Annotated in this window: 13 protein-coding genes and 1 pseudogene; 13 read left to right on the top strand and 1 reads right to left on the bottom strand. The window is 34.6% G+C overall.

Going from position 1 to position 14,762, the window contains the following annotated elements:
* The 11 genes and pseudogenes from GQ594_RS09785 to csdE form a co-directional block, all read left to right on the top strand.
* Window positions 1-1,304 (top strand): peptidoglycan-binding domain-containing protein (locus tag GQ594_RS09785; protein WP_160413168.1); only part of this gene is annotated, 1,304 nt, incomplete at its 5' end.
* A 32-nt stretch (window positions 1,305-1,336) separates the two neighbouring features.
* Window positions 1,337-1,861, top strand: a complete 525-nt coding sequence (locus tag GQ594_RS09780) for a hypothetical protein (protein WP_160413170.1) — start codon at window positions 1,337-1,339, stop codon at window positions 1,859-1,861.
* A 167-nt stretch (window positions 1,862-2,028) separates the two neighbouring features.
* Entirely contained in the window at window positions 2,029-3,852 is a 1,824-nt protein-coding gene (locus GQ594_RS12050; RefSeq protein WP_202112604.1) for a hypothetical protein, read from the top strand.
* Window positions 3,836-4,411 (top strand): hypothetical protein, encoded by a 576-nt coding sequence (locus tag GQ594_RS09775; protein WP_160412701.1) that lies wholly within the window; start codon window positions 3,836-3,838, stop codon window positions 4,409-4,411. Before GQ594_RS12050 ends, GQ594_RS09775 begins: the two co-directional genes overlap by 17 nt.
* A 229-nt stretch (window positions 4,412-4,640) precedes the next feature.
* A pseudogene (locus GQ594_RS09770) lies at window positions 4,641-5,075 on the top strand (M23 family metallopeptidase); the annotation flags it as partial.
* A gap of 16 nt (window positions 5,076-5,091) precedes the next feature.
* On the top strand, window positions 5,092-5,901 hold the full coding sequence (locus tag GQ594_RS09765; protein WP_160412699.1) for a hypothetical protein: 810 nt from the start codon (window positions 5,092-5,094) through the stop codon (window positions 5,899-5,901).
* A gap of 205 nt (window positions 5,902-6,106) precedes the next feature.
* Window positions 6,107-6,670, top strand: a complete 564-nt coding sequence (locus GQ594_RS09760) for a hypothetical protein (RefSeq protein ID WP_160412697.1) — start codon at window positions 6,107-6,109, stop codon at window positions 6,668-6,670.
* 182 nt (window positions 6,671-6,852) lie between these two features.
* The gene (gene ubiU / locus GQ594_RS09755; protein ID WP_160401102.1) at window positions 6,853-7,848 is read left to right on the top strand and encodes a ubiquinone anaerobic biosynthesis protein UbiU; all 996 of its coding nucleotides are present in this window, start codon (window positions 6,853-6,855) and stop codon (window positions 7,846-7,848) included.
* An 83-nt stretch (window positions 7,849-7,931) separates the two neighbouring features.
* The gene (locus GQ594_RS09750; RefSeq protein WP_160412696.1) at window positions 7,932-8,810 is read left to right on the top strand and encodes a U32 family peptidase; all 879 of its coding nucleotides are present in this window, start codon (window positions 7,932-7,934) and stop codon (window positions 8,808-8,810) included.
* The gene (gene csdA / locus GQ594_RS09745) at window positions 8,767-9,990 is read left to right on the top strand and encodes a cysteine desulfurase CsdA (RefSeq protein ID WP_237398513.1); all 1,224 of its coding nucleotides are present in this window, start codon (window positions 8,767-8,769) and stop codon (window positions 9,988-9,990) included. The genes GQ594_RS09750 and csdA overlap by 44 nt, the downstream gene beginning before the upstream one ends.
* A gap of 69 nt (window positions 9,991-10,059) precedes the next feature.
* Window positions 10,060-10,455 carry a cysteine desulfurase sulfur acceptor subunit CsdE gene (gene csdE / locus GQ594_RS09740; protein WP_160401104.1) on the top strand — a complete coding sequence of 132 codons (396 nt, stop codon included), beginning with the start codon at window positions 10,060-10,062 and terminating at the stop codon, window positions 10,453-10,455.
* Between the two features lie 48 nt (window positions 10,456-10,503).
* Here csdE and dolP read toward each other — a convergent pair whose 3' ends face one another.
* Window positions 10,504-11,082, bottom strand: coding sequence for a division/outer membrane stress-associated lipid-binding lipoprotein (gene dolP, locus GQ594_RS09735; protein WP_160412693.1), 579 nt, complete (start codon window positions 11,080-11,082; stop codon window positions 10,504-10,506).
* Window positions 11,083-11,324: 242 nt separating this feature from the next.
* Here dolP and GQ594_RS09730 point away from each other — a divergent pair, with 242 nt between their 5' ends.
* Both GQ594_RS09730 and GQ594_RS09725 read left to right on the top strand, forming a co-directional pair.
* Window positions 11,325-12,023: a DUF1266 domain-containing protein gene (locus tag GQ594_RS09730; protein ID WP_160412690.1), complete on the top strand. Its 699-nt coding sequence runs from the start codon at window positions 11,325-11,327 to the stop codon at window positions 12,021-12,023.
* Window positions 12,020-14,719 (top strand): hypothetical protein, encoded by a 2,700-nt coding sequence (locus GQ594_RS09725; RefSeq protein WP_160412687.1) that lies wholly within the window; start codon window positions 12,020-12,022, stop codon window positions 14,717-14,719. The genes GQ594_RS09730 and GQ594_RS09725 overlap by 4 nt, the downstream gene beginning before the upstream one ends.
* The last annotated feature ends 43 nt before the right edge of the window (window positions 14,720-14,762 follow it).

Below are 14,762 nucleotides of genomic sequence, written 5' to 3'. Positions count from 1 at the left end.
AAGAGTTTTTACAATTATTAGAAATAAATAATAAGAATCCATTTACCAAAGAACAATTCAAAGCGGCGTTACGAACAAGTGGGACGGCGGAGTTGATAGGGCATTTACTGGTAAAATATGAAAGTGAATGGTATGCCGATGAAGCATTAAGCAAATGGAATGAAATTGATGACTTATTTGAAGAAGAGAAACAACAACAAAAAACGCTGATTGAAGCGGGATTAGATGAGTGGAGAATCACCGAGCTTTATCAGCGTGATATTGCGATGAAAAAAGTAGATGAAGCGCATGAACATGTCAAAAAAAATTGGCAACTAGAAAAAGCGCAACGCATTAAACCGTCACTGTGGTGGCAACAAGTGGCACAAGCACAAACTCAAACAACTAGCACAGAACAAAGCGATGCTAATACTAATACTAATACCCCTAAACTGTCCAATCTATCAACTGACGGCAAGGCGTGGTTTATTCACCCGGTTGCAATGATGGATTATTTTGCAGGAAACAATATCCTTTTCAAAAAGGGTGATAAAGATGAAATTATTCGGGAAATTAATATCAGACTTGCTGGATTTGGTGGCAATGTGCCAACAGATGAATTTACTGAAAGAACCGAAAATATGATCAAACAGTTTCAACGTGATTATATGCAAGTCGATGAAACGGGTATTGTGGATATGAATGTGATAAAGGCTATAGATGAGTTTTCTGATAAATATGATTTACCAAGCAATGAATGGGTAAAAAAACCTCTTACTGATGACGAACAAATGTTTTGTCCCTGTGGATTGTGTGATGGATTTGGTAAAAGTAGACATAAAGATATGTACTACGGTGTAAAATTAGAAGCAACTCATAGGTATGAGTATCCTGGTATACACAGATCATTATTATGGGCATTAAAAGCCGTAATATTTTACTTACAAAAAGAAAATTCAGTTTATAGTTTTAGAAAAATTTCATCAGGATATAGGTGTTATGATCGAAATCTTCAAACAAATAGACGAACTACAAACCATAAAGGAAAAGCTTTAGATATACATTTTAATAAAAATGGTGTCAGGACAAGATCATGCGACGATATGAATAAGTTGAGGAAAGATATTTTTAATAAATATTTAGGAGCAAAATGGGATTGGCTAGCCGGTCAAGAAAATATGTTTAATTTAGAATCAGCTAGAAAAGGAGCAACGAGTTGGGTACATTATGATGTAAGAGAGTTTGATCAAATTTATTTAAAAGATGAATATTTTTGTAAAGATTCTGAAACGTTAAATGATAAGCCATTGGCTTCATTATTGTAAAAAATAGCTAATGAATAATTTTAGGATATATTATGATAAATAACTATATAATTTATTTAGTATTCGGTGTAATTCCTTTTTTTGCATATGCACAAGAGCCCCCTATTCAACAAAATAATAAAAATCTCTGTTTTGAAAAAAGCACAGATACTTTACCATTAAATAAAGCACATAAAAATAAACAATATAATTTAACCAATAATGAAAATTGTAAGATTAAAGATTTGGCATCATGGAATTGTGAAATAGATTTTCGTTATATACCTCTACCATCAAAAAATGACATGAATATGATTTTGGTACCACAGGATTGTGGTGATTTTCCTTACAGACTTTATTTATTGACAATAAAAGATAATCAAATACGATCAGATTTATACGTTGAAGGTGAATGGTACGAACCAGGAAATAATGAAAATCTAATTGAAAAAACATATTTTACTATCTCAAAGGATTTTATCATTACCGTTACAACAGAATATGATAATAATTTAACAATTAAGCATTATTATTTAAATCAAGATGGATACCTTAAAGAAAAAACCAACAATAATTAAATTACATTTTATTTTTATCATTCCTGAATTTAATTACGTCATCAGTCATAGTTGATGAAAAAATATTCGGATAATTGGCGAATTATTTATGGTTTGTGCTAAATGTTACGCTGCTGAGTGTAGATTCTGAGCCTGCAAATCATGAGGGTTTTTATACGATTCGTTTTATGCTTGAAAATAAACCATACTGGATAGAATCCAGTGCGGTATCACACCTTAATGGACAAAATGGGCAACTTACTTCAAGTATAAGTTACTGGAATAAATTTCCGTTATCATTAAACAGCAGTCTTTCCCCTCAGGAAAAAAAACGCAATACGGTATGTTATCCTCGTACCGTATCCCTAAGTTCATTAGCGCGTGAAGGTTTGATAGCGATAGAAGATGAAAACACCAAATGGGCACAAGTGACGGCACTTGATGAGCAAATGCTACCAATACAAGGTTGGGTGAATATAAAAGACAATGCACAAGCGCATATCAAACGGCGTAGTCCATGGCACTGGACAGGGTTTGAAACGATAGAAGAAAAGGCAACAATAAGTGAATTAACAAAGAAACTTAGTAAAAATCGAAGTGCAAGGCTAGATATTGAAGATTGTACAGAAGCGATGTTAACGGTACTGCGAATCTTAGCGAAATCTGGCTATAACCATTATTTATGGAAATCTCTACCGGATAAGGGAAAAAATAAAGTCAAAGAGTTTTTACAATTATTAGAAATAAATAATAAGAATCCATTTACCAAAGAACAATTCAAAGCGGCGTTACGAACAAGTGGGACAGCGGAGCAGATAGGGCATTTACTGGTAAGATATGAAAGTGAATGGTATGCCGATGAAGCGTTAAGCAAATGGAACGAAGTGGATGACTTGTTTGAAGATGAAAAGCGACAACAAAAAGCACTGATTGAAGTAGAGTTAGATAAACTAGGTATAACCCGCGCTTATCAGCGTGACTTTGCTATGCAAAAAGTAGACGAAGCACATGAACATGTCAAAACAAACTGGCAACTAGAAAAAGCGCAGCGTATCAAACCGTCACTGTGGTGGCAACAAGTGGCACAGGCGCAAACTCAAAACCAAACAACCAGCACAGAACAAAGCAATGCCAATACCCCTAAACTATCCAATCTATCAACTGATGGCAGAGCGTGGTTTATTCATCCGGTGGCGATGATTGATTATTTTAATAGCGCAGCTGATCGAGCAGGTATCGTTACTTATCATATCTATCATAATGGAAAAATCGAAAAACATATCCCACAAGAAATATTAGAAGGTTATGAACAAAAATATAAATACGTTTATCATGATAAAGATAATAATAAGCATGAAATATGTATAGTAGATTGGCATACAACTAAAAAGAAAAAAGACGGTATAACAGTAAATGCACCAAATCGAAATGATCCTAATATTATTGAATATAAGGAAAATGTCAACGAAGGGAATACTCAGAAAAGAATTAAATATGCTAATGGAGATATTGCTGAGTATGGCTGGCATTCCAAAGATAAAGGTTATATTTGGAGATTATATAGAGCATTGGATGAAGACATTCAGTTAGTTAGAATGCCTGATAAAATTCAATATGTTAACGACAAAGTGGTGGTTAGATATATTTTTTCTAACACAAAAAGACGCTATACCGAACCAAGTGTTTTGGCAGGTTTTATAGGCGCTTTAGCTGAAACAGGTTTACAGTTAACTACAACTGGAAGTTGTTTTGCTGAAGCATCCTGTTTTCCTAGTGCCGAGCACGTAAACGGTAAAAGTATTGATACTCTTTATTTAAAAGATGTTGATGAACAAAAGTTTATTAATGCCATGCATAAATTTCATTTTAATAAACAGATAACAGGAAAACATAAGAAAAAATTTGATAATGCAACGCAAGAAGTAGGAAGAACTCTCCATGATACACATTTACATTCGGGCTTTGATGATAGTTTTATAAAGGAAATAAAACAATATGAAAAATCTAATTAATATCCTAATATTGTTATTGATAACAATATTTTCTGATTACAATATTAAAATAGTATATGCGGGGAACATAGACAAAGATTCTTTAGCATATGATAATTTTCGCGGGGAAAAATTGATATCAAGTAAAGAGTTTATGTTATCTATAAATAAAACTTGTAAAAAAGATGTCTCTGAACGATGTGCAATTTCAAAAATAAAAAAAGATTATTATCTTCAATTTAATAATCTAACTAATGATGAAATAACAATTTCCAAACTAAAAAATAACATTGAATTAAAATTGAAAAAAGAACAAACTAACAATCCATTTTTTATAGAAATAGAATTAATCTCTTATAAAAATAATGAAAGAGTAGATTCTATAATATGTTATGAATATATCAATGATCCTAATGACAGTTTAGCTACAGAAAAATTATATTATTTGAATGATTATAATTTATGGATGTTATATTTCACTTATGATTTGGAATCCACAACAGCTGATAATTGGAATAAATATAAAATTAATCCTCAGTCTGGCAAATTTGAATTAATAGATAAAGTACTACAATACTAATACTCCGAAACTATCCAATCTATCAACTGACGGCAAGGCGTGGTTTATTCATCCCGTGGCAATGATGGATTATTTTAATATTAGAAGTACTGAAATTATTTTCCCATTAAAAGTAAAACCAATAAACAATTTTGATATGCAATTTGGTAAAAGATTTAATTGGACTAAAAATGATAATCAAACAATGTTTTGAGCGAATCGTAGTGGAGGTAAAAGGAAACATGCGGGACGTGATTTATATACAGAACCTTATACGGAGATTGTCGCAGTATGTGATGGTGTTGTGCTACAAATTAGCGGATTTTATTCAGAAACCGATCAAATAACAATAAGACATAAAACGAGCAGTGGGCGTCAATTTATTATTCGTTATGGTGAAGTAGATCACGATAGTATTAAAGTTAAAGTTGGTGATGTTGTTAAACAAGGTACTGTACTTGCAAAAACAGGAAAATTAATAAAAGCTGGTAAACCGGAAGTTGTCAAAAACGGAAAAGTCATTTACATGTTACATTTAGAGTATTATTCAGGAAAAGGTGGCCTAGATTTGAAAAAACCGTTGACTGATAGAGCAAACTTACCTTACCAAAGACGTTCAGATTTAATAGATCCTTTGGAATTGTTAAAAGAAGGGTATCAAAGTACTTTTGGGGTGGAACTTTAGTAATTAGGAGTTAAAGATGAAAAACTTTTTATTTAACATTTTGTTATTAATTTTATTACCACCTTTAGCTTATGCTTCTAATATTGATTCTAATAAAAATCATTATTATTTGATAATGAAAGATAAAATTAATGTAGAAAAACAAGAAAAAGATTGGTTCATCGGAGCTTTAGACAATTTGATTACTGGTAATAAACAAAAAATTAGCATTTCAGGTTGTGATTTTAAACGTTTTGAAGGAAATAAAAAAAACATCAATAATCAATTAAAAAAAATCAATTTTTTTGAAAATTATGATGAAGAATTAAACAAATATAATTTATTGTTAAATGATTTTGATGAACTTTTTTTAATAGATTCATCAAATCTATCTGAAATGTGTATTGGATTCAGTTATACAACGATCATTTTACTTAATGATAATGAATTAATGATTCCTTATAAACAACATCTAATTTTCTACAAACAATTAGTCAATACAGATGAAAACAAAATAAATAATTTAAAAAGAAATGAAAATTGCCTTCAATACAAACAAGTTGATATGGAGACCACTCATACTTGTTATTATCAAAACATGACAATATTGGATGTATATGAAGCAATGAGCTTTGATCCTTCAAACGTATTTAGAAAAAAGATCAAAATAGGGGAAGATTTTTCGGACATTTATGAAGATGATTATCTGAGAGTTGAAGTCGAATATAAATGGAAAGGGGAAAATAAGCTAGAGATTGTACAATATTTTGATGGAGGAGTGACTTATTACACATTTGTTAATCAAGAAAATAGAACAAAACTAATAACCAAACTTTCGCCAGATTAAAAAATGATACAAAATGATAGTTTTTAGTGAATTAAGGTTACTCGGAGATAATAAGTAAAGCCTGCCGATACAAGGTTGGGTGAATATAAAAGACAATGCGCAAGCGCATATCAAACGACGTAGTCCATGGCACTGGCCAGGGTTTGAAACGATAGAAGAAAAAGCCTCGGTTGGTGAATTATCAGACAAGATTGGCAAGAATAGAGTGGCGAAATTAGATTTAGCCGATTACACGCCAGCGATGAAGGCACTACACCAAATTTTGACAGGGACACTGATATATTCAACCCAACGGAAAAAGAACCTACCGCCGCCGACTTTTACGGATAGCGATTTAAAAGAAGGATTACGCAGAAGCTGGACGGCGGAGTTGATAGGGCATTTACTGGTAAAATATGAAAGTGAATGGTATGCCGATGAAGCGTTAAGCAAATGGAATGAAATTGATGACTTATTTGAAGAAGAAAAACAACAACAAAAAACGCTGATTGAAGTGGGATTAGATGAGTGGGGCATCACCCAGCATTATCAGCGTGATATTGCGATGAAAAAAGTAGACGAAGCGCATGAACATGTCAAAAAAAATTGGCAACTAGAAAAAGCGCAACGCATTAAACCCTCACTGTGGTGGCAACGAGTGGCACAAGCACAAGCGCAAGCTCAAACAACCAGCACAGAACAAAGCAATGCGAATACACCGAAACTATCCAATCTATCAACTGACGGCAAGGCGTGGTTTATTCCTCCCGTGGCGATGATGGATTTGTAAATACCCCACCGTATTTTTTCCTCCATTTATAAAAAGTTAAATTACTCATGTCATATTTTTGACGGTGGTTAGAGTACACTATCCATTTTTTAAACATAACAACCGCTTTCCATTCGCATTAAACTCAGAATTATTGCATAATACACAGCGTATAAAAGACCAAATTTAAGTTAGGAATAATTATGGAACTTCTTTGTCCAGCAGGATCTTTACCATCACTAAAAGTCGCCATTGATAATGGTGCTGATGCTGTTTATATTGGTTTGAAAGACGATACCAATGCCCGTCATTTTGCTGGTTTGAATTTTAACGAGAAGCGTTTGATTGAGGCATCGGATTATGTGCATAAACGTGGCAAAAAGCTACATATTGCCATTAATACCTTTGCCCACCCCGATAATTTTGAACGTTGGCAATATGCAGTTGATACTGCGGCCAATATTGGTGCTGATGCATTAATTATTGCTGATCTTGCTATGCTTGATTATGCGGCTGAAAAGTACCCCCATCTTGAGCGTCATGTTTCTGTGCAGGCGTCATCGACCAATGAGGAGTCGATTAAGTTTTATCATAATAACTTTCAAGTCCATCGTATTGTTTTGCCGCGTGTGCTTTCAATGCATCAAGTTAAACAGTTGTCACAAGTGTCACCGGTTCCGCTCGAGGTGTTTGCTTTTGGTAGCTTGTGTATTATGGCCGAGGGGCGATGCTATTTGTCATCCTATTTGACTGGCGAATCCCCTAATACCGTTGGCGCATGTTCGCCTGCCAAATTTGTTCGTTGGGAAGAGACCGAAAAAGGACTGGAATCAAGACTGAATAATGTGTTAATTGATTGCCATAAAAAAGGCGAAAATGCAGGTTACCCAACGCTATGTAAAGGACGCTATTTTGTTGGTCAGGAGCTTTATCACCCTATTGAAGAACCAACAAGTTTAAATACCATTGAGCTATTGCCTGAACTGTTTGCCGCAAATATTGCATCGGTCAAAATAGAAGGCCGTCAGCGTAGTCCTGCTTATGTTGAGCAAGTCACTAAAGTGTGGCGACAAGCCATCGATCGCTATAAAGCCAATCCGCAATCGTTCCAAGCCGAACAACGTTGGATGGATACGCTCGGTTCGGTGTCAGAAGGCACACAAACAACATTAGGCGCTTATCACCGTAAATGGCAATAAGGTGAGTTAGCAATAGGTAATGTGCTAACAGCATCAACGTAAATCATTGAAAAAGATCTAACATAAATATAGTGAGCAAAACCATGAAATACGCATTAGGACCAGTGCTTTATTATTGGCCTAAAACTGAAACAGAAGCTTTTTATTATGCCGCTAAAGAGAGTCAAGCGGATATTATTTATATGGGCGAGACGGTTTGTACTAAGCGCCGTGAAATGAAAGTCGCCAATTGGCTTGAGCTGGCAAAAGAGATTGCTAAATCTGGCAAGCAAGTCGTGCTGTCAACACTGGCTTTACTTGAGGCGCCCTCAGAACTTAATGAGTTGCGACAATTAGTAAATAATGGCGATTTTTTAGTCGAGGCCAATGATTTGGCGGCAATTAATATTGCGCAAGAACATAAGTTGCCGTTTGTTGCAGGTCCTGCCATTAACTGTTATAACGCTTTAACGTTAAAATTATTACAAAAACAAGGCATGGTGCGTTGGTGTATGCCGGTTGAGCTGTCGCGCGATTGGTTGAGTAATGTGCTTAAACAGTTTGAAAGTTTGAATATTGCACAAAATTTTGAAGTCGAAGTGTTCAGTTATGGTTATTTACCTTTGGCTTATTCAGCTCGCTGTTTTACGGCAAGATCGGAAGATAAACCTAAAGATAAGTGTGAAACTTGTTGTATTAAGTATCCTGTTGGGCGTGAGGTGTTTTCGCAAGAACAGCAAAAGGTGTTTGTGTTAAACGGTATCCAGACTCAAAGCGGTTATTGTTACAATTTAGGCAATAATCTTAAAGAGATGAAAGGATTAGTCGATATTGTTCGTATTTCGCCTCTTGGTGTTGAAACGCTTGATGTTGTAAAGCAGTTCAAAGCTAACGAAGATGGGTTAAATCCACTGACAATTGAACATAAACGAGACTGTAATGGTTACTGGAATGGGATTGCCGGACTTGAACTTACCCAATAAGCATTTTCTGCCTGAACAGTTTCGAGAAAATTTTCCTGCGCTCAATCATGATAGCGTATATCTTGATTCGGCAGCAACGGCACTTAAACCGCAAGCCTTGGTCGATGCAACACGGGTGTATTATGCTCAAAATACGGCTACAGCAAAACGCAGTTTGCACCAAGATGCGTTGCAAGTCACTTCCACAATTGATAAGGCAAGGCAAAATGTTGCCGATTTCATCAATGCTAAAAGCAGCGCTGAAATTATTTGGACTCGGGGGGCAACCGAGTCAATTAACTTAATTGCCCAGAGCTATGCTCGCCCATTATTGCAACCTGATGATGAAATTATTGTGAGTGAATTAGAGCATCATAGCAATTTGTTACCTTGGTTGATTGTGGCTGAGCAAACCGGCGCTAAAGTCGTTAAGTGGTCATCGGATGTTAATGCGTTGTCGTCGTTAATGTCAGCGAAGACTAAAATTGTTGCAATTACCCAAATGTCAAACGTGACGGGTTTTTGTCCTGATTTAGCTGCAATTAGTTATATTGTTCATCAATATGATGCCGTTTTGGTGGTGGATGGTGCGCAAGGTGTTGTTCATCATGCAATTAATGTTAACCAGTTAGATATCGATTTTTATGCCTTTTCTACCCATAAGTTGTACGGTCCAACGGGACTTGGGGTTTTATATGGTAAAAAGGCATTACTTGAGCAGATGTCAGTTTGGCATGGCGGCGGTAAAATGCTAAAAAACGCTTCGTTTGATGATTTTATTCAAGAAGATCTTCCTTATAAATTTGAAGCCGGCACACCTAATATTGCCGGTATTGTTGGTTTTAATGCGGTACTTGAGTGGTTAAAAAGTTGGGATAATAGACAAGCAGAAAACTATACAAAACAGCTAGCTTATTATGCAAAATCGCAACTAAGCCAATTTGCCGATATTCAATTTTATAGTGAGGATGATAGCCCGATAATCACTTTTAATATTAATAATATTCATCATAATGATATTGCTATTTTGTTAAGTGAACAAAATATTGCTATTCGTACTGGCGAACTTTGTGCTCAGCCTTTGATGAATAAATTAGGTTGCCACGGTGCAGTGCGTGTTTCATTGATGCCATATAATAATCAGCAAGATGTGGATAAATTTATTTCAGTGCTACAAAGTACGATTGAAATATTGGTGTAATGTTATACTAATCGGTATCTGATTTTGAATATTTGTTACACAATAATCAACCATAAATAGGTCAATATTATGCTATCACAGCAAGCTTTAATCGAATTATTTTCACAGCAACATTCTTGGCAAGATCGTTACCGGCAGCTTGTGATGTTAGCAAAGCAATTGCCTGATTTTCCTCAATCCCAAAAAACAATAGAAAACCAAGTGAATGGCTGTGAAAATCGCGTTTGGCTGACTTATCAAAAACAGGCTGATAATACCTATGTTTTTAGCGGCGATAGCGAAGGCCGAATTGTGAAAGGGTTATTGGCTGTGTTAATCAGTATTGCTAATCACAAAACAGCACAGCAAATAGCTGCCATTGATTTCCAATCGGTTTTGCATGAATTAAAAATTACTGACGAACTGAGCCAATCTCGTTTGCAAGGGCTGGAAAAATTGATTGAGCGCATTGAGTCGGTCCTATAAATAGGAGGCTAATTAGCCTCCTATTTATAGTCTATTTTTTGTTATTGGTTAATTGTTAATATCAGTAAATAGGGTGACAACTTTCTTCACACCTCGAACTTTACTTGCCAGCTCTGCCGCTGTTTTACCTTCTTGTGATGAGACAATACCAATTAAAAATACTTCGCTATTTTCAGTAACAACTTTAATGTTGCGTGCTTTGGTTTGCGAATTCAAAATCAGTTGAGATTTAACTTGAGTAGTTATCCAAGCATCATTGGTAATAGTTCCTGCTCCAACCGGTTCACCAATACGAATTTGGTTATAGACTTTTTTTACTCCTTCAACTTGATAAGCTAGACTTTCGGCTTTTTCGATTTGTTCATTATTTGCTTGCCCAGTTAAAAGAATATTGCCATTATAAGTGCTCATAATAATGCGCGATCCAATAAAGAACGGCCCATTGTTTTTAATTTTCATACTCATGCGTGAACTAAGTGTTGTATCATCAACTTGGGTACCCGCAGTACGAGGATCCGTAGCAACTTTGGCCGTAGCCCCTGCACCAATCCCTATAACGGCAGCAACGCAGCCTTGCAACATTAATGTACAAGAGATTAACATTGCCATTATGGCGATCTTTTTCATTATAGCTCCTTATGATTTATTATCCTGTAATAATCAAATCCCAATATATTTGGCTTTATTATGCCTTGTAGAGGTTGATTTGCAAAATAATTTTATAATTTATGCCAGTATGTAGCATGGGTTTAGCATTTCATTAGACTTAACATCATCATAATTTTTACTTGAATTTCGATTTTTATTTTAATAAAAATCTGCTATCTTTTGTCAAGAAGTAAAATAAATCAGATGATTGGAATTGAAATATGAATCAAGATTGTATCGATTGGCTATATGGTTTATCTGCGCCAATGGTCGCTTTAAATAAGAGATATGGTGCAAGTTATACGTCACCATTTTTTTTCCCCGACAGAACATTTGTTGATATGGAGGATGATTGGGGAATAGATTCTCGACAAAAATTACTAAACTGTGTGTTTGATATGGTTGATGATGGGCATGCACCACCATTATCTCGATATTATGCAATGTATTCTAGAGTGTCTGAATCACAATGGCGTGATTATTACCAAGCACAAGATGATTATCAAAAAATATTAATGACGTTCGTTGAACAAACTTTTTGTGTATGCGGCTACGGTGGCATTCGTAGTTGGGATTATGCCCGTATGGGATATTTGCTACGCAATGGCACAACCAATAAATATATTACTGAAGAAGAAGCTCTGTGGATTTTTTCAAAAATTGCCGAGCGTTCTCAATATTTTTATAGTTCTTGGCATCACTATTTTGCTGGTTGGTCGATTGGGTTTCAATATTGGGAAAATCTCAACAATAAAGAAGATCTAGAAGCATTACGCTGCGAATTAACCCGATCATCACAAACATATACCATGAAAATATTAACTAACGACAAGGATTCACCTTGTAATCGCCTACCTTGGTATACAGAAATCGTCGAACTAGAAAAACCAGAATCACTAGCGGAGTATGATTGGTCATGAGTACAAATTTTTGGCAATTATTAGGCATCGAAAAAACAACAGACACCGCGGTTATTCGTCAAGCATATCGTGTAAAGTTACCGTTATATCATCCTGAAACGGATCCCGATGGCTTTAAAGCACTGCGTGAAGCTTATGAATCGGCAATGAATTATGCTAAATCGCCCGAAACAGCTGTTGATGAAATGACACAGAATTCAGAACAAACAGCGCCACAACTAACAGAAGAACAAATCAAAGCAAATGAAATTTGCGAGGCTTATCAAGCCCTGTTAACCGATCCAATGCGATGCTATAACATTGATGAATGGCAAAAATTTATCGGTTCATTCTATGACTATCCCATGACAGTTATAGATTCGGTAAAATGGCGACTATTAGAATTAAGTTACAAAACAACAGATATATCTGAGTCATGTGTCAAAATTTTAGCTGATAATTTACGCTGGCGTCAGCAACTCATGACACAATTCACTGATGAATATGAAAAATATGATAATTATTTAAATAACATTGATCGCGGTGATTTATTTGATTACACATGCTTGCCAACAACCAATAAAACACTACAAAATGTAACTATCGATTATATATTTTATGCCAAATGGTTATTTTGGGAACGTAGTTCGGAAAATGTTTGTGCATTTTTATCTCAAGATACAGTTATTTATCTTCCTGACGATAAGAAATTTATGCTTGAGTTTTCTCATTGGTATAGTAGTGCGAACCTAAAAAATCAATCTATTTTGGATTATGCTTTAAAATGTATTGATGAAGGCGATGAAGACGAAAGTATTATTATCGAATGGAAATATATTGCCGCTATCCAATATACTTTGCTCGAAGACAAACAAAATGCCTTACAAGCTTGGTTAGAGTTGTATTATTCAGGTCATTATCAACAAAAAGCAGAAAGCTATATAGCGGGGTGGTGTGTTTATTTTGAAAAAAATTACTTCCCATTATTAGTTATGGCGCTGAACAATAGTTATTGTGTCGCTGTCGATAAAACAGAAAATTATTTACATACTATCCCGCAAATAACGGCAACCACAACAGCACGATTAGCCGCATTAGAGAATATTGACGAGTATCCAAAAGAAATTATCGATTTTGTTAATTGGGCTTTGGATACAAACTGGAATTACAAACAAGTCTTATCAACATTGTTACTTGATGACGGCAATAATCGATTATATCGTTTATATCGACATGCCATTATGTTACGTCACGGTAATGAAATATTATTACAAGAAATTTTAGACGATCAAAGCGATGATCCATTTGAACAATTTATTTTGCAACATTTGCAACGCCAAGCAAGGCAACATCTTGCATGGCTTACAAAGCTTTCACCCGTGCAAGAATTTAAGGCATGGTTATTTGATAACAATGAAAAAGCCAAAATTCCGCCCCAATTCGATCCCGATAAAGATGGTAAGCAAGTTTTATATGGCCGTTTATGGTTAGATAGGTTTAACGATATTCCTGATATTGCTAAGTCACATTTATATCAAAGCATTCATTATTCAAATATGGAAATGTTTGATTGGTCTATATTTTTAAAATTCAATGATTATTATCAATTACCAAAATCCCCAGAACTTTCGGTTATCGCTAATAATAAAGAAGCTTATTGGCAATGGTATCGTCGTTATTTATTAATTGTCGCCATTAATTGGGTTCCATTAGAAATGGCAAAATTTCTTCAACAAGAAAACAATACTTTTATTATCGAGGAAGATAACCCGTTTAAACCATTAATAGAGATATTTAAGCATGGCAACTGGCAAAATGAAACAGAGCTATATAACCTGATAAATAATGATAGTGAACTAATTAATTGTGTTTTAATTAATTACCCAGATTCTATTGAATGGTATATTGATTCACCTAACTACATTGATTTTGACGATATTGAGCAAAAAATAGAGCAAATATGGACACAAAAACTGGCGAATAGAGATCCAATTTATTTAATGCTGTTGTACATAATTGTACTAAATAAACCTGAGCAAAAAAATAAATTAGATACAATGTTACAAAATATTACTGGTGATAATAAAGAGTTAATTAAAATAGCCAAAGCTCTACAAAAGAATTGGATTACACCATCTTTTGATCGCCAAAAAAACAGTTATCCTAAACAATTAACAAAAATAACAAACCTTGCTGAACGTTGTTTGTCTAGCTATTACGGTATATGTGATGACGATGAACTTGAAACATTAGACAAGTTTAAAAACAGTAGTGACAATGATTTAGTCTTACGGCTTTGTGCGTCATTACTTATAGCAAAAAATAATGAAAATCGACAAAAACTGGAATCACAGTCATTACCTAAAAATAAATGGTGGCAGTTTTGGCGTTGGAAAGGGCGAACCAATATAAAAGGTTTTATTATACAATTATGTTGTAGCTTCATCGTGTTAGGCTTGATGAACGTACTTAACAACAATTTTGAATTGAATAGTCCTACTTTTTCTATGATTTGTTATTCCATTGCTGTGACCAATATGGTTTTTGCTTTAAAACGACGTTTTAATGATATCAATAGAGGAGAACCACTCATCGGTTTTGTGGCCGAAATATTGACTTATCTCTTATTTTTTGCGCCATTTTGGATTTCTGGCATCAAATACACTAACCGTTTTGGACCGCCAGTAGAAAAAGCAACCAAAGAAAAGGAAAAGTAAACAAAATAAAGTCCTCTTTTTATTTCTAAAAAAGAGGACTTTT

Source organism: Gilliamella sp. Pra-s52 (assembly GCF_009795805.1).
Lineage (GTDB): Bacteria > Pseudomonadota > Gammaproteobacteria > Enterobacterales > Orbaceae > Gilliamella.
Note: the sequence above shows the minus strand (reverse complement) of the source record. Positions and strands in the feature narration are given on the sequence as shown.